This is a genomic window from Kribbella sp. NPDC004536 (assembly GCF_042873835.1).
Classification (GTDB): Bacteria; Actinomycetota; Actinomycetes; order Propionibacteriales; family Kribbellaceae; genus Kribbella.
This window is the reverse complement of the sequence record NZ_JBIALY010000002.1, coordinates 112,587-130,815: the sequence shown is the minus strand read 5'-3', so window position 1 is coordinate 130,815 and position 18,229 is coordinate 112,587. Positions and strand designations below refer to the sequence as shown.

Below are 18,229 nucleotides of genomic sequence, written 5' to 3'. Positions count from 1 at the left end.
CGAAGTTACAACTCAGGTCACGCTTTTGCGTTGATAACCTGACCCGATGGCGGTGAGCATGTCGGACGTCGCGCGGCACGCGGGCGTCTCCCAGCGGACCGTCTCGAACGTGGTGAACAACTACGTACACGTCTCCCCCGCGACCCGCGCCCGCGTCCAGGCCAGCCTCGACGCGCTCGGGTACCGCCCGAACACGGCCGCCCGTCGGCTCCGTACCGGCCGGACCGGCACAGTGACACTGGCCGTCCCGACGTTCCGCGAGCGGTACTTCGCCGACCTCGCCGAGGCGATCGTCGCGGCCGCCCGGGACCGCGGTACGACGGTCCTCGTCGAGACCACCGGTGGCCGCCGGGAGACCGAGCTCGAACTGCTCCGCGGCGGTGGCGACGTCCTCACCGACGGCGTGATCATGAGCGCGGTGTCGCTCGGCCGCGGCGATCGGCGCGGCGCCCATCCCGTCGTACTGGTCGGCGACCGCGAGCCGGGCAGCACGATCGACCACGTCGGCATCAAGAACCGTGAGGCAGCCGAGGCAGCAGTCACGCACCTGCTGGAGTCCGGCCGACGGCGGATCCTCCTGCTCGGCGCGAACCACGGGCCGAAGAGGTCGTACCAGCTGCGCCGCCAGGGATATCAGGCCGCCTTGAAGAAGCACGGCCTCGACGTGGATCCCGAGCTGATCCTCGAGTGCGACTGGACCACCGCCGCCGCGGCCGCGGCGATCACGCGGACGTTCGGGAACCTCCAGCCGGACGGGATCTTCGCGATGAACGACTCGTCGGCGCTCGGTGCGCTGCACGCGCTGCGCCGCAGTGGGGTCGACGTACCGGAGACCGTCTCAGTGATCGGGTTCGACGACATCGTCGAGTCGGGGCTGTCGACGCCGACGCTGAGCACGGTCGCGCCGTTGCTCGGCGAGATCGCCGCCGGCGCGCTGGACCTGCTCGAGGAACAGCTGGCCGACGACCACGTACCGCAGCACCGGATGGCCGGTTACGAACTCCGGCTCCGGGAGAGCACCGCACGCTGACCCGCGCAACCTCTTGTGGGCTGGATTTGCTACGTAGTAAATTCCGGCCCCATGACGCGTACCGCGCTCGCCCCGAAGTTCACCGGAGCCGGAACCATCGAGTTCGCGGCTCACGACTACGCCGATCCCGGCCCGGGGCAGCTGCTGCTCGCGGTCCAGGCCAACGCCGTCTGCGGCACCGACCGCCATCAGTACTACGACGGCTCGTCGGTCGTCCCCGGCCACGAGGCCGCCGGGACAGTCCTCCGAGCCGGCGAAGACACCAGCACTGCTGTCGGGACGCGCGGCGTGGTGTTCCTGATGGACTTCTGCGGCGAGTGCCGCAGCTGCCGGTACGGCGCCACCAACCAGTGCTTCGCGAAACGCGCCGACATGGGGTTCAGCCACGACGGCGGCTACGGCCCGTACGAACTCGTCCACGAGTCGAACTTCTTCCCGGTCAGCGACGACATCGAGATCGGCAACGCCACGATGCTGCTCGACGTGATGGGCACCAGTTGTCACGCCCTCGGCCGCGCGGCGCTGGTCCGGCAGGACGTCGAGAGCGTCTACATCGCCGGCGCCGGGCCGATCGGGCTGGGGCTGACCGTGATGAGCAAGCTGGCGTACGGGGCCGACGTGCCGGTCTACATCTCCGACCTGTCCCGCTGGCGGCTCGACTTCGCCGAGTCGTTCGGGGCGATTCCACTGACCGCCGGCGATCTGCAGGCGGCCGGGAATCCGGACGTCGCGTTCGACTCGTCCGGCAAGGAGTCCGCCCGGCGCGCGGCGCTCGACATCCTCAGCAAGCGCGGCGCGCTGATCTGCGTCGGCCACGGAGAAGGCGTGACGCTGAACGTGTCCGACGACCTGATCTCCCCCGAACACGCGGTCCTCGGCAGCGAGTACTTCCGGTACGACGAACTACCCGGCAACCTCGCGCTGCTCCAGGAGCACCAGGAGTTGATCAGCAGGGTGATCAGCCATCGCTTCGACGTCTCCGAGGTCGGCGAGGCGTTCCGGCTGTTCATGAGCGGCGAGACGGGCAAGGTCGTCGTCACCCAAGAGGGTGTCGTATGAGGGTCGCGGTGGTCGGCGCCGGCGGCTGGGGCGAGTACCACGCCCGGATCTTCTCCCGGCGCGAGGACACCGACCTGGTCGCCGTCGTCGGCCGTACGCCGGACCGCACCGAAGCCAGGGCAGCACGCTACGGCACCACTCCGTACACGGACCTCGACCTGATGCTGGCACGCGAGCGCCCCGACCTGATCACGGTCTGCCTGCCGAACGAGGACCACTACGACGTCACGCTCAAGCTCGTCCGTACGGGCATCCCGCTGCTCGTCGAGAAGCCGCTCGTCTTCGACCTGGCCGAGGCCGACACGCTGCTCGACGATGCCGGAGGCAACTTCTTCGCGATCAACTTCAACCACCGGTACGCCGAACCCGTCCAGCGTGCCAAGGCGCTGATCGACGCCGGCGAACTCGGCGACCTGGTGTTCGCGACCTGGCGTTTCGGCGGCGAGGCGAACCACGGCACGTCCCCGCACGCGAACCTGATCGAGACCCAGTGCCATGGCTTCGACATGCTCGAACACCTTGTCGGCCCGATCTCCGCGGTCTCCGCGCACCTGACCGACAAGACGTACGGCGCGTTCAGCACGATCGCGCTGGCGCTCGACTTCGAGAACCGCGCGGTCGGCACCATGCTCGGCACGTACGACTCGTCCTACGCCTACCCGGACACGCACCACCTGGAGATCAACGGGACCGAGGGGCGCCTGGTCATCCACGACACGGTCCGGTCGCTCAGCTTCGGCAAACCCGGTGATCCGGTCGAACGACGCTGGCATTCAACCTACTTCGACGACGAGTCCCGCAACTTCGCGGGCACCTTCGACCGCCACGTCGACGCCCTCCTGACAGCCCTGAAAGCCGGACAAGACCCACCCGTCCATGCCCGCGCCGGCCGCCGAGCCCTCCAACTCGCCCACGCCGCGATCGAGTCCCACGAAACCGGCCGCCGGGTCAGCTGTGTACCGAAGGACGGGTAGTACCCGCGCGAATCGCGTCTCGGTAGGCGCCGCTGAGCGTGGCCAGGGAGCTGAGGGGCGAGGACTACCCGTTCTTCGGTACGCCGACCGCGTCGGCCTTTGCCTGGAGGTAGCGTTGTTCGGGGAGGCTGGTGGTGCGGCGGGCGGCGGCCAGGTAGTGGTCGTGGGCCTTCTGTGGTTCGCCGAGGCGTTCGTAGAGGTGGGCGCGGACGGCGTCGAGGCGATGGGTTTCGGAGATGTTCTTGTCGTCGGCGATGGTGTCGAGGAGGTCGAGCCCCGCTTGTGGGCCTTCGACCTGGGCGAGGGCGATGGCGCGGTTGAGGGTCACCATCGGGTTCGGGGCGAACTTCTCCAGGACCAGGTAGAGGGCGTGGATCTGCCGCCAGTCGGTCTCGTCCGCACTCGGGGCCTCGGCATGTACGGCGGCGATGGCGGCCTGGAGCTGGTACGGACCGACGGTGCCCTGCTGCAGTGTGTGCAGGATGAGGTCGGCGCCTTCGGTGATCTGCGCGCGGTCCCACAGCGAGCGGTCCTGCTCGTCGATCGGTACGAGCCCGCCGTCCGGGCTCGTCCGGGCGGCGCGGCGCGAATCGGTGAGCAGCATCAGCGCGAGCAGGCCCGCGGCCTCCCCGTCGCTGGGCAGCGCCATACGCAGCATCCGCGCGAGCCGGATCGCCTCCGCGGTCAGCTCGACGCGCTGCAGTTCCTCCCCCGAGCTCGCCGTGTAGCCCTCGTTGAAGATCAGGTAGAGGACCTGCAGGACGACCCGCAACCGGTCCGCCTGCTCAGCCTCGGGCGGCAGCTCGAACCGGCTGCCGGCCGCCTTGATGCTCTTCTTCGCGCGGCTGATCCGCGGCGCCATCGTTGCCTCCGGCACCATGAACGCCCGCGCGATCTCTGCCGTGGTCAGACCGCCGACTGCCCGCAACGTCAACGCCACCTGGGAGGCCGGCGTGACGGCCGGGTGGCAGCACAGGAACAGCAATGTCAAAGTGTCGTCGGTGTCCGGCGTCTCGTCCACATCGGCGCCAGGGGCAACCAACTCGTCCGGACCGGCCATCGCCGCCAGGTTGTCCTCGCGCCGCCGCCGCGCACTCTCGCTCCGGAACACGTCGGTCAGCCGCCGCGTCGCGACCGTGATCAACCAGCCGCGCGGATTCGCCGGTACGCCGTCCACCGGCCACTGCGTCGCCGCCGCCAGCAACGCTTCCTGTACGGCGTCCTCACAGAGATCGAACTGCCCGTGCCGCCGCGCCAGGAACCCCAGCACCTGCGGCGCGAGCTCCCGCAGCAGCGCCTCCACGTTCACTCGGCCCACCCTAATGTGCAGCTCGACAGGACGTATACGCCCACTGGACCCGCCGGGCCGCCCCGCTGAGCGTGAGCACAACCGGATCGCCCGCACACGTCCTGTCGAGGTGTCACGTGAACGACCACCCGGACCATCCGCCGGCCCGGATCGCGATCACCGGGCCGGCCGGTGGGTCGGCCTCGTACTGCGGGTACTTCGCCACCAGCAACGCGACCGCCGCCGGGTGCTCCGGTACCACCCGCGCCGCGCCGTCCACGCGGATCCACCACAGATGCGTCCAGTCCTCGTCGTACTCGTCGACGAGCAGCGCGACGTCCGGGTGTGCCTCGATGTTCCGCAGCCGCTTCAGCGAGGTCGTCGACTTCGGCTTCTGGTCGACCGCGACGAACAGGTCGTCACCGTGGACGGCGTACGTCACCGGGACGAGGTGCGGACGCAGGTCGGCGCCGACGGTCGCCAACCGGCCGACCCGGCCCGCCGCGACCCGCGCCCTGCACACCGCCTCGTCCAACCGCACCCCACGACCCTAACGCGACGCGGCGTCAGCGTTGGAGGTGGCGGAGGGCGGCGGTGGGGAGTTTGCGGGTGAGCGGCCCGAGCAGGGAGGCATCGCGGAGCGCGGTCCGGGCGGCCAGGTGACCGCAGGCGCCGTGGACCCCGCCGCCCGGGTGGATAGCCGAGCTGCCGAGGTACAGGCCCTCGACGAACGTCCGCGCGCTCCCCAGCCCGATCGTCGGCCGGAACACCAGCTGCTGATGCAGTTGCATCGTCCCGCCGCCGAGCGCGCCGAACCCGAGCGCGGCGTTCCCGGATTCCAGGGCGGACGGCCGCTGCAGGTCCCGCGCGACGATCAGATCTCCGAACCCAGGCGCGAACCGCTCGATCGCCCGCTCCATCCGGCCGGCCAGCTTCTCCGCCGACGCGTCGTCCGCGATCCCGCGCGGCAGGTGCGCGTACGCCCACACCGCCTCGGTCCCGGCCGGCGACCGCGAAGGGTCCGACTTCGTCGTCTGCCCGATCAGCAGGAACGGCTGCGACGGCACCCGCCCGGTGTCGAGGTCCGCGGACAGGTGCACCAGGTCGTCGGCCGTACCACCGAGGTGGACGACGCCCGCCGAGCGCGCCTCGACCGCCTTCCACGGAATCGGACCGCTCAGCCGGAAGTTCAGCTTCACGGTCGGGTAGTCCCACTCGAACCGCTCGTCCAGGTCCCGCCGGAGACCGGCCGGAACGAGTGCCTCCGGCAACAGTTCGCAATACAGCGCCGGGGCGGAGGTATCGGCGATCACCGCCCGCTCGACCGTCACGACCTCGCCGGACGCGGTCCGTACGGCGGTCACCCGCCCACCGGACACGTCGACGCCGGTGACCGGCATGCCCGGCACGAGCAGCGCTCCGGCCCGCTCGGCCCGACGGACCAGCGCGCCGGAGAACGCGGACGAGCCGCCGGTGGCGACCGGGTACCCGACGTCCTGCGCGAGCATCGCGAGCAGCCAGCCCATCGTGCCGCTGACGCTGCCCGACAGCGGCGCGTCGGCGTGCAGCGCGTTCCCGGCGATGATCGCGGGGCCGTGCCGCCCGTCGAACAGTTCCTGGCCCATCCGGTGCATCGGCATCGCCATGAACCGCGCGAACCGCAGCAGCTCTCCCGCCGATCCGAGCTTCCGCGCCAGCTTCAGCCCCGGGCCGACCGGCGGCCAGGTGGTCAGCAGTGCGTTCAGCAACGGCTCGCGGACGGACACGTACTGCTGGTACAGCCGCAACCACGCGTCACCGTCGCCGGGGTGCTCCGCGCCGAGCGACTTCGCGGTGTCCTCCGGATCCGGGTGGATCGCGGCCGCGGTGCCGTCCTCGTCGAGCAGATGCACCAGCGGCAGCGGGGCGTGCGACCACTTCAGGCCGAACTTCTCCAGCTCCAGCGCCCGGATCACCGGCGACGCGACCCCGAGCGGGTAGTTCGAACTGAAACGATCGCTGATCCAGCCGCCGTCCTCGGTCGACTGCACGGCACCACCGAACGTGCCGGCGGCCTCCAGTACGAGCACGTCCCAGCCGGCGTCGGCAAGCGTGATCGCGCTCACCAGCCCGTTCGGCCCCGAACCGATCACGACGGCATCAACACTGCGTGGCAGCATGCCTACGACCTTAGCCGACCGGGTCCCGCGGACCTGTGTCACTCACCAACACACGCCGGGGACGGCGTTGCTCGAGCGGCCGAGCGTGCGACGGCTAGCGCGGCGGTGGTTGGTGAGTGGTGGAGGTCCGGATCTCCTGGATCAGCGCTGTGACCTCGCGGGCGCGGCCGATCATCGCGGGGTCGACCATGCGGCCGTCGGGCAGTACGAGTACGCCGCCGTTCGCCACGTCGGCCTTCTCCACCGCGTCCAGCAGCTCCTGTGCGGCCTTCACTTGCTCGGGCGTCGGCGTGAACGCTTCCACGATCGTCGAGAGCTGCCGGGGGTGGATCGCCGTACGGCCGACGAATCCGAGCGCCCGGCCTTCCTGTGATGTCTTCCGGAGACCGTCAAGGTCGCTGACGTTCGGGTACACCGACATCATGGGGGCGCCTAGGCCGGCGGCCCGGGAGGCCGAGACCAGGCGGCTGCGCGACCACGCGAGGCCTGTGGGACCGTCTACGCCCAGCGCGCTCGAGAGGTCCGCCTCGCCCAGGGCGACCGCGATCACGCGCGGGTCGGCGGTGGCGATCTCGAAGGCGCGTTCGACTCCCAGGGGCGACTCGATCAGCGCCGTGATCCTTGCCGACGGCACCTTCTCCAGTACGGCGTGCACGTCGGCGGCGCTCTCCACCTTCGGCACCCGCAGCCGGACCGACGGTACGGCGGAGATCGCGGCCAGGTCGTCCGCGATCCACGGCGAGTGCAGCGAGTTCACCCGGATCTCCACCGGCCGCGAAGCGTTCGCGGCCACCCACGCCACCGCCCAGCCGCGGGCGTCCACCTTGTCGCCGACCGGTACGGCGTCCTCCAGGTCGAACACGACCAGATCGGGGCCTGCGGCAACAGCTTTCGCGAACCGATCCGGCCGGTTCGCCGGCACGTACAGTGCGGTCAGCACGTCACACCACGCCGGCCGCGCGCAAGGCCGCCAATTGGTCGGGGGTGACACCGATCTCGGCGAGCACCTCGTCGGTGTTCGCGCCGTGCGGACGCCCGGCCCACTTGATCTCCCCCGGCGACTCGGACAGCCGGAACAACACGTTCTGCATCTCCACCGGTCCGCCGAGCTCGTCGTCGTCGACGCTGACGATCGTCCCGAGCGCGGCGTACTGCGGATCGCTCACGATCCCGCGGATATCGTGCACCGGCCCGACCGCGGCCTCCGCCTTCTCGAACTCGGCCATCACCAGCTCCAGCGGCCGCGCCGCGATCCACGACCCGACCGCCTCGTCCAGCTCGTCGGCGTGCTGCGCGCGCTCCCGCCCGGTCGCGAACCACGGCTGCGCGACCAGGTCCGCGCGCCCGACCAGCGTCACGACCCGCTCGGCGATGCTCTGCGAACTCGTCGACACCGCCACCCACCGGCCGTCAGCGGTCCGGTACACGTTCCGCGGGGCGTTGTTCGACGACCGGTTCCCGAGCCGCGGCTGCACGTACCCGGTCTGCTGGTACGCCGTGATGCCGCCGCCGAGCATCATCAGGATCGGCTCGATGATCGCCATGTCGATCACCTGCCCGGCCCCGGAGCGGTCCCGTTCCCGCAGCGCGACCAGGACCGCATACGCCGTGGCGAGCGCGGTGATCCCGTCCGCGAGCCCGAACGGCGGCAGCGTCGGCGGTCCGTCGGGCTCACCGGTGACGGCGGCGAACCCGCTCATCGCCTCGGCCAGCGACCCGAACCCGGGCCGCCGGGACCACGGCCCGACCTGCCCGAACGCGGTCACCCGCGCGATCACCAACCGCGGGTTCGCCTCGAGCAGCACCTCCGGACCAAGCCCCCAACGCTCCAGGGTCCCCGGCCGGAAGTTCTCCACCAGCACGTCGTTCTGTGCAACCAGCGAGAGGAACACATCCCGACCGCGCGACAGGTCCAGCGTCGCGAGCCGCTTGTTCCGGCCGAGGGTCTTGAACCACAGCCCGACCCCGTCCTTCGACGCGCCGTGCGTCCGGGCGGCGTCGGGCCGGGACGGGTGCTCGATCTTCGTGACGTCGGCGCCGAAGTCGCCGAGGAACGTCGCTGCCAGCGGTCCCGCGAACAGCGTCGCCGCCTCCAGCACCTTCACACCGTCGAGGGCAGCAGGTCTCATCCCGCACACCTGAAACCGATGCTCGAGGAGCGGTCCAGGCCGCCGCCGGTGAGCACCAGTTTGAAGCTGACCTCCGGCTCCTGCGGCCCGCCGTCGGCGTACCAGTCCGAGCCCTCGGCCAGATAATGCGAACCGCCCTTGAGGATGCAGAACCGGCTGCGCCCGTCGCGGTACTCGCTCTCGGTCAGGTTCCACACCAACGGCTCACGCCGTACGAAACCCTCAACCGCAGCAGCGATCTGCCACTCGTCCTCGGTCGGCAACCGACCACCGCGCCACGCGGCGTAGGCCCGCGCGTCGGGCAGGTCGACGTACGTCACCGGCTGGTCCTCGGTGCCCGGAACGGGAGCACCGTCGACCCAGTGCTTGAGGAACCGATTCGCGACGAGCGGCCGGTAGCCGGTCGCCTGCATGAACTCGGAGTACTCCGCGTTGCTCACCTCGGCCACCGCGACCGAGATCCCCGGCAGCGACACCTCGCGCGTCACGGTCCGCATGTCGTGCAGGCGTGGGGGCAGCGGCTTCCACTCCTCGACGTACGGCGCGGTGTCGTACAGCCCGGTCTCGCGACGCCGATGCTTCACCGTCAGCGTTCGGTCCCCGGCCGGCACCTCGACGACGGGGCCGATCGACGCCTCGCCGGACACCGAAGGTACGGCGACCAACCACGCCGGGCGCATCGGGAACGCGGACTCGTCGACGTGTGCCCGCGGCATCGTGCCGAGCCGGCGGGCGGTCGCCCGGCAGGAAGCACCCGCGGTCGCACCGACCCGGACGATCCCGGCCACGCCACGACCCGGCACGACCAGGTGGACGCCGTCGTCGTCCGCGGTGATCGGGACGCCCGACGTCACGTCGTACCAGTCCCCGACCTGGTCCTCCGAGCGCAGCACGATGCCCTCGAAGTCCTCCTCGTCGCGGTTGATCAGCGTCCAGAACGTGATGTCGGCGAGGTCGAACCGGGAACCGTAGACGCCGTGGTCGCGGGCCTTCTCCGGGATCTCCGGCGTCAACTGGATCCAGTCGCCGCCGATCAGTACCGGCGCGAACGCGCGCTGCGCGGCGACCATCCGGCGCAGCGTCGCGCGGTCGCGGGCGTTCCAGCCGACCCAGGCCGAGAACACCGACTCCCAGACCAGCATGCCGACGCCGTTCACCCACGCGGACTGCAGTTCGTCGCTGTGGTCGCGATTCCAGCGGCGGGTGTGGTGCATCATGTGCCGGCGCTCGAACAGGTGCGCCCGCAGTACGCCGGGCACGTGGGTGTCGGCGAACCACTGGGCCCAGGACAGCGCGTGGTCGCCGATCCTTGCCATCGGCAACCGTGACTCGCCTTCGAGCGCGATCGCCGGGTTCGCCTGCCGGATCGCCCGGCTGAAGGCCGGATCGCCTTCCTTCAAGGTGTCCAGGAACACGCCGTCGACCGCGTAGTCGGTGACCAGCGCGGCGAACTCGTCCGCGTCCGAACGGGCCGCGCGACGAGTGCCGACGTCCCACGGGTTGTAGTCGAAGAACACCTTCAGCCCGAGCCGGTGCAGGTCGTCGACCAACGTCCGCAGACCCGGTACGTCGCGGTAGAAGTCGAACTGGTTCCGGTCGTCGATACCGATCACCGGGTACGCGTGCCAGAGCACGATCGCGTCGTACCCGCCGAACTCCGCGACCCCGTGCTCGACGAACTTCTCCGGCGTGAACCTGCCGGTCTCAACGTTGTAGAGCAGGTCGTCCCAGAGCCAGACGAGGGCCACCGAGTACGCCGTCTGGGTCCATTCGCGGCCGGGCTCGTCGTAGTGCGCGCCGTCGTACCGGGTCCGCTCGAAGGCGCCGTACCGCCACTCGGCCAGCCGGGCGCGCCAGCGTGGCAGTTCGGCCGGGTCCTCCGGTGCGCCGAGGATCTTGGCGTCGTCCAGGAAGGACAGGTCGGCCCCGGGCCCGAGTTCGACCGTCGCCGGAAGGTCGATGGGCCGGGGTTCGAGCGGATTCACAGGTATACCTCCGCATAACGCGCGTCGATTGCATCCCCGTGCGGCACCGAAGGAATCGCCCCCGCCGCCTGAACACTCAATGAAGCAGCAACGTTAGCGCGTCGGACCGCGTTCGTCAGGTCGCTTGCCGTGATCGAGTCGTTAGCTGACGTAGCAGCCAAAGTTGCCGCCAGCACACCGCAGAACGTATCCCCCGCGGCGGTCGTGTCGACGACCTCCACGCGTACGCCGGGCACCGCGATCTCCTCGGCGTCCCGGGTCAGGATCACCGCGCCGGCGCCGCCCAAGGTGACCACCGCGGCCGGCACCTTCTTCAGCAGCGCGGAGCGGTCCGGCCCTGCGATTGCCTCGGCCTCGGTCTCGTTCACCACCAGCAGGTCGACCTCGGCGAGCAGTTCGTCGGACAGTTCGGCGGCCGGTGCCGCGTTCAGGATGAAGTACGCCGACGCAGCCGCCGCGGCCTGCACCGTCGAGAACGGGATCTCCAGCTGGGAAAGGACGATTTTCGCTTGCCCGATCGTGGCCAGCGCATCCGCCGACAACGTCAGCTCGCGGTTGGCGCCGGGCGCGACCACGATCGAGTTCTCGCCGCTCTCCTCGACGGTGATGATCGCCGTACCGGTCGGGGCGTCGGCGGTGGTCGCGAGCGACAGGTCCACACCCTCGAGCGCGTCCCGCAGCAGCGCGCCGCCCTCGTCGTCGCCGAGCGCCACGACCATCGCCGTCCGGGCGCCGGCGCGGGCGGACGCGACCGCCTGGTTCGCGCCCTTGCCGCCCGGACCGCGGGTCATCAGCCCGGCCAGGACCGTCTCACCCGGACGCGGGATGCGCTGGACCGGCAGGACCAGGTCCATGTTCGCGCTTCCTACTACTACAACGTCAGGTACAACGTCAGGCTCCACCCCGGGCCACCTCCACAGTCCGCCGCGCCAGCTCGTCGATCGCGATCTGGTTCATCCCCGGGAGGCTCGTGGTCACCCGGTTGTCCAGTGGTGCCGACCACTCTGCCGGAACCCCACGCGTCGCGCCAAAAACCGCGCCCACGGTGGCACCGGCCGAGTCGGTGTCCCAGCCGCCCATCACCGCCCGGGCGATCGCGCTACCGAAGTCCGGGGCCGTCAGGGCATAGGCGGTCAGCGCGGTGTTGTTCACGGCGTGCACCCAGTGCAGATCGCCGTACTCGGCATGCAAGGCGTCGAGTGCCTCGTCGAGCTTCGCGTCGGCGAGCGTCAGCCCGAAGCGCACCGCGCGCGCGATCGCGCCCTGCTCGTCCACCACCGCCAGGCCCGCGGTCGCGGCCTCAACCGGATCGTCGAGGACCAGCGCCGCGGCCGACATCGCCGCCACCCAGAGCGCGCCGTCGACTCCGGCGCCGGTGTGGCTGAGCCTGGCGTCGACGAGGGCGAGCCGGGCGGCCGCCGTCCGGTCGCCCGGGTGCGCCCAGCCGTACGCGTCGGTCCGGATCTGCGCGCCGATCCACTCCCGGAACGGATTCCCGACCTGCGCCGCGCGCTCCGGGTCGACCCCTTCGAGAAGGTTGCGGTAGGCAACACGTTCGGCGGTGAACACCCGGCCGGCCGGCAGGTCGTCGAGCCAGCTCTGCGCCACGTCCTCGGTACGAAGGTCGGATCCGAAGCGCTCCAGCATCAGCAGCGCGAGGATCGCGAAGTTGATGTCGTCGTCCTCCGGCATCCCGTCGATGACCTCGCGCAGGCTGGTCGTCCTCGACCGCCGGTTCCACGGCCAGCGCTGCTGGACCTCGTCCGGCACGCCGGCCGCGGTGATGTACTGCGTCAGCGGCCACTGTCCTGAGCTGGCCAGGATCTCCCGGATGCCTTCTCGCGGGATCTTCTCGACCGGCTTGCCCAGCAGGTTCCCGGCGCAGCGGCCGAGCCAAGCGTTCAGCGTACGGGCCTCGTCGGCCGGCCCCGGAAGCACTGGCAGGTCCGGGACGACGGGTTCACGCCAGTCCCCTGTCCTGGCGTCGAGCACCTCCATCAGTTCCCTCGCGAGCGCCCGCAGCGCGGGCGGCGCCGGCTTGCCGGTGGCACCGGAGACCGGCGCGTCCGTCGTACCGCCCGCGGCGATCCAGCGCGCCTGCACGTCGGTGACGTCGATCCCCTCGGACCGCGCCTGCACCAACTGGTGCGGCAGCAGGTCCTCCGGCTGCACCCACGACAATCTCATCGCTTCAGTCCCTCCACTACTGTGTCATCGCGTCAGAACGTCCAGCGTTTCGTTCCGCCGTGCCCAGCGCTCGGCGTCGGCGGCGCGGATGTCCTGCGCGACCCCCGCCATCACCCGGCCGGGCGCCAGCAGATCCGTCTTACTCGCCGTGGCGATGTCCGTCACCCAGTCCTGGGGTACGCCGCCGGCGCCCTGGAGCGCGCCGGTGATCGCGCCGGCCATCGACGCGATCGAGTCCGCGTCCCGGCCGTAGTTCGTCCCGCCCAGAACCGCCCGCCGTACGTCACCCTCGGACACCAGCACGAACCCGAGCGCGACCGGCAACTCCTCGATCGCCTTGGTACGGCTCGGCCGCCGCGAGTCCATCGACAGCTCGCGGTAGTTCGGCCCGACCAGGTCGTACGGCTCGATCGCGTTCCGCAGTACCGGAATCGCCTGCTCCCAGTCGGTGATCCCGGTTGCCGCCTCGGCGACCGCCTCGACGGCCTGCCGGGTGCCGTCCTTGGCGAGCCGCAGGCCCGCCTCGACCGCGGACGCAGGCGTCGCGCCCGGGATCATCGCGGCGGCGACGACGGCCGCGAACACGCCGGCCGCCTCCCGCCCGTAGCTCGACTGGTGCGCAGCCGCGACGTCGAGCGCCTCGGCGTACGCACCCTCCGGATCGCCGGCGTTGGCGATCCCGACCGGCGCCATGTACATCGCCGCGCCGCAGTTCACGATGTTGCCGACGCCGGCCTCGCGCGGGTCGACGTGCCCGTAGTGCAGGCGGGCGACCAGCCACTTCTCGGCCAGGAACACCCGCTGCAGCAGCAACGCGTCGGTTTCGAACTCCGGGATCCAGCGAGTCCCGGTCATCATCTTCGGCACCAGCGACTCGGCCACCGCGTACGCGTCGAGATGGGTACGGCGTTCGTCGTACACCTCGACCAGCGCGTGCGTCATCAACGTGTCGTCGGTGATGTGCCCGTCGCCCTTGTGGTACGGCGAGATCGGACGCGCGGTCCGCCAGTCGTCGTACCACGGGCCGACGATGCCGCGCACCCAGCCGCCGTGCCGTTCCCGGATCGCCTCCGGTGTCCAGCCCTCGACGGCGCCGCCGATCGCGTCGCCGACGGCGGCACCGGCGAGGACTCCTACTGCCTTCTCTTCCAGCGCTGTGTTGCCTTTTTCCGGCATCAGTTGTTGACCTGACCCCATCCGTCGCTCAGCTTCTTGCCCAGGGTCGCGAGGTCGGTCTTGTTCGCCAGGAACTCCTGGAACGCCGGGGTCGCGATCTGGTCCTTCCATTTCGGGTAGTTGTCCACGCTCTGGAACGGCGCCTTGGTGAGTTCGGTGCCGGAGGCAAGCGTCTGCTGCCAGCCGTCCTTGCCGCCGGTCGCCTTCTGGATCGCGTCCCGGGCCGCCTGCGTGCTCGGGATCAGGCTGTCGCCCTGACCGACCGCGGCCAGGTTGTCGGCCTTCATGAAGTAGTCGACGAACTTCGCCGCCTGCTCGACGTGCTTGCCCTCGGCCGGCACCGACAGGGTCTGCGGGTTCGCGGCCTGCTTGGTGCTGGTGCCCTTCAGCGGCGGCAGCACCTCCCACTGGAAGCCCTTCGGCGCCTCGGAGAGGATCTGCTGCGCGACGTAGTTGCCCGCGACAATCATCGCGTACTTGCCGGCGTAGAACCCGGGCAGCACGTCGGTCCCGCCCTGGGTCAGCGAGGTCGGGTCGATCGACTTGTCGTCGTAGGCCATCGCGTGGATCCGCTTCGGCACCTCGAGCTCGGCGTCACCGACGGTCGCCTTCGCGTCCTGGCCGCTGCCGTCGAAGAACTTCGCGTCGAAGTTCAGGCCGAGGTTCAGCATCGTCGCGGTCGGGCTCTTCAGGCCCCAGCCGAGACCGTACTTGCCGGCCTTGGTCAGCTTCTTCGCGTCCGCGGCCAGGTCGTCCCAGCTCAGCGAGTCACCGGTCGCGGTGACGCCGGCGGCCTTGAGCATCGCCGTGTTGCCGAACACGACGTACGACTGCAGCAGCGTCGGCGCGCCGTAGATCTTGCCGTCCTTGGAGGTGGTGTCCCAGACACCCTGCGAGACCGCGTCCTTGGTCTCCTGGCTCAGGTACGGCGAGAGGTCCGCGAGGTAGCCCTGGTTGTTGAAGCCGGTGATGTCGGAGGACTCGTCGTGGATGATGTCCGGCGCGGTCCCGCCCTGGAACTGGGTCACCAGCTGGTCGTGCACCGAGTCCCAGCTGCCCTGCACGTATTCGACCTGGATGTTCGGGTTGCTCGCGTTCCAGCTGTCGACGATCTTCTTGGTCGCCGCGACCGTGGATTTCTGGAAGGCAAGGCTCTGGAACTTCAGCGTCACCTTTTCATCCGAATTGCCAGCGCTGCTGTTGTTGCCGTTGCCCCCACACGCCGCGAGTGCCACCAGTGCACCCGCCGCGAACAACGCGGTCATGACCTTCTTCATTGCTTCTCCTAACCTTTGACTGCGCCGCTCAGCAGGCCGGACGTCAACCGGCGCTGGAGGAAGGCGAAGAACACCAGACTGGGCACGGTCGCCAGGACAGAGGCTGCGGCGAGCGGGCCGAACTGCACCTGGCCCTCGGCACCGACGAAGCGGGCGAGTACCAGCGGGAGTGTCTTGAGTTGCGGGTCCTGCAGCAGGACCAGGGCGAAGAAGAACTCGTTCCACGCCGAGGTGAATGTGAACATCGCGGTCGCGATCAGCCCCGGCCGCAGCAGCGGCATCACGATCGACACGATCGTGCGCAGTCGCGAAGCGCCGTCCACCGACGCCGCTTCCTCCAGCTCGCGCGGCACGGCGGCGACGTACCCCTGCAGCATCCACAGCGCGAACGGGAGCGACCAGACCATGTAGACGATCACCACGCCGGGGATCGTGTTCGTCAGGTGCAACGGACGCAGGATCATGAACAGTGGGATCACGATCAGGATCACCGGGAACACCTGGCTGACCAGGATCCAGCCGTTCGTCAGCGGACGCAGCCGGCTGCGGAAACGGGCCAGTGCGTACGACACCGGAAGCGCCACGATCAGTACGAGGATCGTGCTGTAGATCGAGATCTGCAGGCTGTTGCCGAGACCGCGTACCAGGCCCTGCTCGTTCAGCGCGTCGCTGTAGTTCGAGAAGTCGAAGTGCTTCGGCAGGATCGACGGTGTGATGCTCGCGAACTCCTGCGGCGACTTGAGCGAACTGGAGATCAGCCAGAGCAGGGGGAACCCGAGGAAGATCAGGTATGCGAGGACCGCGACGTACTGCAGCGCGCGGGTGGCCGGCCGGGTCCTCATGCCTCGCTCCGGAGCCGGTTCCGCAGGTAGAAGAACAGGAACAGGATGATGATGACCACCATCACGTCACCCATCGCTGCGGCCATCCCGAAGTTCCCGTACCGGAACGCCTCGTTGTACGCGAACAGCATCGGCAGCATCGTCTTGCCGCCCGGCCCGCCCGCGGTGAGCACGTAGACCAGGCCGAACGAGTTGAAGTTCCAGATCATGTCCAGGCTGGTGATCGCGACGATCACCGTCCGCAGCTGCGGCAGCGTGATGTTCCAGAACTGGCGCCACGCACTGGCACCGTCGACCGCGGCCGCTTCGTACAGCGAGCGGTCGATGCCCTGCAGGCCGGCCAGCAGCGTGACGGTCGTCATCGGCATGCCGACCCAGATCCCCACCACGATCACGGCCGGCAGCGCCGTACCGAAGTCGCCGAGGAAGTTGATCGGATGGTCGGTGAGGTGCAGCTTCTGCAGGATCTCGTTGACCGGGCCGTTCGTAGGGTGCAGCAGCAGCCGCCACATGATCGCCACGACCACCGGCGGCATCGCCCACGGGATCAACGCGAGCGTCCGGGCGACGCCGCGGAACTTGAGGTCGGTGTTCAGCAGCAGCGCCAGGCCGAGCGCGGCGACGAACTGCAGGATCGTGACCGACAACGTCCAGATCACGCCGATCCGGAACGACGCCCAGAACAGGTCGTTGTGCAGCAGCTTGGCGAAGTTGTCGAAGCCGACGAAGTTCGTCTCGACGCGCAGGCCGGCGCGGGCGTCGGTGAAGCCGAGCGCGATGCCGCGGATCAGCGGATAGACGCTGAGGATCAGCACCGGCAGCAACGCGGGCAGGAACAGCAGGATCGCTTCCCGGTTCTGCTTCGGCTTGCCCTGCTTGTTCTTGACCGGCGCCGGTGCGGCCAGGGTCGCGGTCACGGGGTGGACCTCCTGACGGTCAGCGACGGCTGTACGACGATCCGCCGCGGCGCCCGGTCGTTGTCCTCGATCCTTGCCAACAGCAACTCGGCCGCCCGCCGGCCACGTTCGGCCGACCCCAGATTCACACTCGTCAACGGCGGAAAACTCTGCTCGGCCAGTTCACTGTCATCCATCCCCACCACAGCCACGTCCTCAGGAACCCGCAGCCCAACAGCAGCCAACTCATGCATCAACCCCACCGCCAACAGATCGTTGGCACACACCACCGCATCAAACCCGCCCTTCGGGCGGGAGGAGGGGGCGGGAGCCGTCACACCAGGACGAGAGGAGCCGGCGGCAGCCCTCCCGCCGGGGCGGGAGGAGCCGGGCGCACCACGCTCGGCGTCCACGCCGGGGGCGCGGGACGCGGCAGTCGTCCCACCAGAACGGGGCTCTGGTCCCACCCCGCTCTTCAGCAGTTCCAGGGATGCGGTGCGGCCGGCGGCGAAGGTGAAGTCGTTCGCTTCGACTACGGCGACGGGCTCCAAACCGTGTTCGTTGAGCGCATCGGCGAAACCTTTGGCCCGCGCGGCGCCGGGGACGGTGTCGGTAGGCCCGTTCAGGAAGGCGATGCGGGTACGACCGCGATCAACCAGGTGCTCCACAGCCAGCAGCACGCCCTTGGGAGAGTTGGCGCGAACCGTGTCGACCCCTGCCTTGGCGGCGACGTCACCGACGACGACCACCGGCACCTCGCACTCGCGGATCGACTTCATCAGGTCGTCGTTGACGCGGATCGGGCTGATCAGCAGCCCGTCGGCGTACCCACGCGCCATCCCCCGCACCAGCGCGATCTCGTCGGCCACCTCCGGCCCGGTCGCCGTGACGACGAGCCGGTAGCCGGCCGCGGACACGACCTCCTCGACGGCGCGCATCCTGGTCACGTACACCGGGTTGCCGATGTCCGCGACCGCCAGCGTCAGCTGGAACGTCCGCCCGACCTTCAGCGACCGCGCCCGCGCGTCCGGTACGTACCCGAGCTCGGCGACCGCGCGCTGCACCCGCTCGACCATCTCGTCGGTGGCCGGCAGCCCGTTCAGCACGCGCGACACCGACGCCACCGAGACCCCGGCCGCACGGGCCACCCCAGCGATCGTCGGACGACTCACGCCGGCCTCCTGTAATCGTTCTTGTAATCGTTTACAGGCCAGACAATAGACCGTC

At 69.8% G+C, this 18,229-nt stretch carries 16 protein-coding genes; 3 read left to right on the top strand and 13 right to left on the bottom strand.

From position 1 onward, the window contains the following. The first annotated feature begins 46 nt into the window (after positions 1-46). From ACFYRU_RS15555 to ACFYRU_RS15545, 3 genes are read left to right on the top strand one after another with little or no spacing between them, the layout of a single operon-like run. On the top strand, positions 47-1,030 hold the full coding sequence (locus tag ACFYRU_RS15555) for a LacI family DNA-binding transcriptional regulator (protein WP_387658474.1): 984 nt from the start codon (positions 47-49) through the stop codon (positions 1,028-1,030). A 51-nt stretch (positions 1,031-1,081) separates the two neighbouring features. After that, positions 1,082-2,089: an alcohol dehydrogenase catalytic domain-containing protein gene (locus ACFYRU_RS15550; RefSeq protein WP_387658471.1), complete on the top strand. Its 1,008-nt coding sequence runs from the start codon at positions 1,082-1,084 to the stop codon at positions 2,087-2,089. Continuing rightward, positions 2,086-3,063 carry a Gfo/Idh/MocA family protein gene (locus ACFYRU_RS15545; RefSeq protein WP_387658468.1) on the top strand — a complete coding sequence of 326 codons (978 nt, stop codon included), beginning with the start codon at positions 2,086-2,088 and terminating at the stop codon, positions 3,061-3,063. The genes ACFYRU_RS15550 and ACFYRU_RS15545 overlap by 4 nt, the downstream gene beginning before the upstream one ends. A gap of 64 nt (positions 3,064-3,127) precedes the next feature. Here ACFYRU_RS15545 and ACFYRU_RS15540 read toward each other — a convergent pair whose 3' ends face one another. The 13 genes from ACFYRU_RS15540 to ACFYRU_RS15480 all read right to left on the bottom strand — a co-directional run bounded on the left by ACFYRU_RS15540 (position 3,128) and on the right by ACFYRU_RS15480 (position 18,174). Then, positions 3,128-4,372 carry an RNA polymerase sigma factor gene (locus ACFYRU_RS15540; protein ID WP_387658465.1) on the bottom strand — a complete coding sequence of 415 codons (1,245 nt, stop codon included), beginning with the start codon at positions 4,370-4,372 and terminating at the stop codon, positions 3,128-3,130. 112 nt (positions 4,373-4,484) lie between these two features. Further along, positions 4,485-4,892: a TIGR03668 family PPOX class F420-dependent oxidoreductase gene (locus ACFYRU_RS15535; protein ID WP_387658462.1), complete on the bottom strand. Its 408-nt coding sequence runs from the start codon at positions 4,890-4,892 to the stop codon at positions 4,485-4,487. A 25-nt stretch (positions 4,893-4,917) separates the two neighbouring features. Continuing rightward, the gene (locus ACFYRU_RS15530; protein ID WP_387658459.1) at positions 4,918-6,510 is read right to left on the bottom strand and encodes a phytoene desaturase family protein; all 1,593 of its coding nucleotides are present in this window, start codon (positions 6,508-6,510) and stop codon (positions 4,918-4,920) included. Positions 6,511-6,604: 94 nt separating this feature from the next. Next, positions 6,605-7,450, bottom strand: coding sequence for an HpcH/HpaI aldolase/citrate lyase family protein (locus tag ACFYRU_RS15525; RefSeq protein WP_387658456.1), 846 nt, complete (start codon positions 7,448-7,450; stop codon positions 6,605-6,607). Position 7,451: 1 nt separating this feature from the next. Then, a complete protein-coding gene (locus ACFYRU_RS15520) occupies positions 7,452-8,639 on the bottom strand; it encodes a CaiB/BaiF CoA transferase family protein (RefSeq protein ID WP_387658453.1) in 1,188 nt (395 codons plus the stop codon). Then, positions 8,636-10,624, bottom strand: coding sequence for an SUMF1/EgtB/PvdO family nonheme iron enzyme (locus ACFYRU_RS15515; protein WP_387658450.1), 1,989 nt, complete (start codon positions 10,622-10,624; stop codon positions 8,636-8,638). The genes ACFYRU_RS15520 and ACFYRU_RS15515 overlap by 4 nt, the downstream gene beginning before the upstream one ends. Beyond that, on the bottom strand, positions 10,621-11,526 hold the full coding sequence (locus ACFYRU_RS15510; RefSeq protein ID WP_387658447.1) for a ribokinase: 906 nt from the start codon (positions 11,524-11,526) through the stop codon (positions 10,621-10,623). The genes ACFYRU_RS15515 and ACFYRU_RS15510 overlap by 4 nt, the downstream gene beginning before the upstream one ends. After that, entirely contained in the window at positions 11,516-12,811 is a 1,296-nt protein-coding gene (locus tag ACFYRU_RS15505) for an ADP-ribosylglycohydrolase family protein (RefSeq protein ID WP_387658446.1), read from the bottom strand. The genes ACFYRU_RS15510 and ACFYRU_RS15505 overlap by 11 nt, the downstream gene beginning before the upstream one ends. A 24-nt stretch (positions 12,812-12,835) precedes the next feature. Then, positions 12,836-13,987, bottom strand: coding sequence for an ADP-ribosylglycohydrolase family protein (locus tag ACFYRU_RS15500; RefSeq protein ID WP_387658443.1), 1,152 nt, complete (start codon positions 13,985-13,987; stop codon positions 12,836-12,838). Beyond that, on the bottom strand, positions 13,987-15,264 hold the full coding sequence (locus ACFYRU_RS15495) for an ABC transporter substrate-binding protein (RefSeq protein WP_387658440.1): 1,278 nt from the start codon (positions 15,262-15,264) through the stop codon (positions 13,987-13,989). Before ACFYRU_RS15495 ends, ACFYRU_RS15500 begins: the two co-directional genes overlap by 1 nt. 8 nt (positions 15,265-15,272) lie before the next feature. Further along, complete coding sequence (locus tag ACFYRU_RS15490) at positions 15,273-16,106, bottom strand: carbohydrate ABC transporter permease (RefSeq protein WP_387658437.1); 834 nt, start codon at positions 16,104-16,106, stop codon at positions 15,273-15,275. After that, entirely contained in the window at positions 16,103-17,023 is a 921-nt protein-coding gene (locus tag ACFYRU_RS15485; protein ID WP_387658434.1) for a carbohydrate ABC transporter permease, read from the bottom strand. Before ACFYRU_RS15485 ends, ACFYRU_RS15490 begins: the two co-directional genes overlap by 4 nt. Beyond that, positions 17,020-18,174: a LacI family DNA-binding transcriptional regulator gene (locus ACFYRU_RS15480; RefSeq protein ID WP_387658432.1), complete on the bottom strand. Its 1,155-nt coding sequence runs from the start codon at positions 18,172-18,174 to the stop codon at positions 17,020-17,022. The genes ACFYRU_RS15485 and ACFYRU_RS15480 overlap by 4 nt, the downstream gene beginning before the upstream one ends. Between the last annotated feature and the right edge of the window lie 55 nt (positions 18,175-18,229).

Excerpts from the sequence above, each read along its gene's own strand:
- ACFYRU_RS15555 (WP_387658474.1), top strand. The coding sequence starts at position 47 with ATGGCGGTGAGCATGTCGGACGTCGCGCGGCACGCGGGCGTCTCCCAG.
- ACFYRU_RS15550 (WP_387658471.1), top strand. The coding sequence starts at position 1,082 with ATGACGCGTACCGCGCTCGCCCCGAAGTTCACCGGAGCCGGAACCATC.
- ACFYRU_RS15545 (WP_387658468.1), top strand. The coding sequence starts at position 2,086 with ATGAGGGTCGCGGTGGTCGGCGCCGGCGGCTGGGGCGAGTACCACGCC.
- ACFYRU_RS15530 (WP_387658459.1), bottom strand. The coding sequence starts at position 6,510 with ATGCTGCCACGCAGTGTTGATGCCGTCGTGATCGGTTCGGGGCCGAAC.
- ACFYRU_RS15520 (WP_387658453.1), bottom strand. The coding sequence starts at position 8,639 with ATGAGACCTGCTGCCCTCGACGGTGTGAAGGTGCTGGAGGCGGCGACG.
- ACFYRU_RS15505 (WP_387658446.1), bottom strand. The coding sequence starts at position 12,811 with ATGAGATTGTCGTGGGTGCAGCCGGAGGACCTGCTGCCGCACCAGTTG.
- ACFYRU_RS15500 (WP_387658443.1), bottom strand. The coding sequence starts at position 13,987 with ATGCCGGAAAAAGGCAACACAGCGCTGGAAGAGAAGGCAGTAGGAGTC.
- ACFYRU_RS15495 (WP_387658440.1), bottom strand. The coding sequence starts at position 15,264 with ATGAAGAAGGTCATGACCGCGTTGTTCGCGGCGGGTGCACTGGTGGCA.
- ACFYRU_RS15490 (WP_387658437.1), bottom strand. The coding sequence starts at position 16,106 with ATGAGGACCCGGCCGGCCACCCGCGCGCTGCAGTACGTCGCGGTCCTC.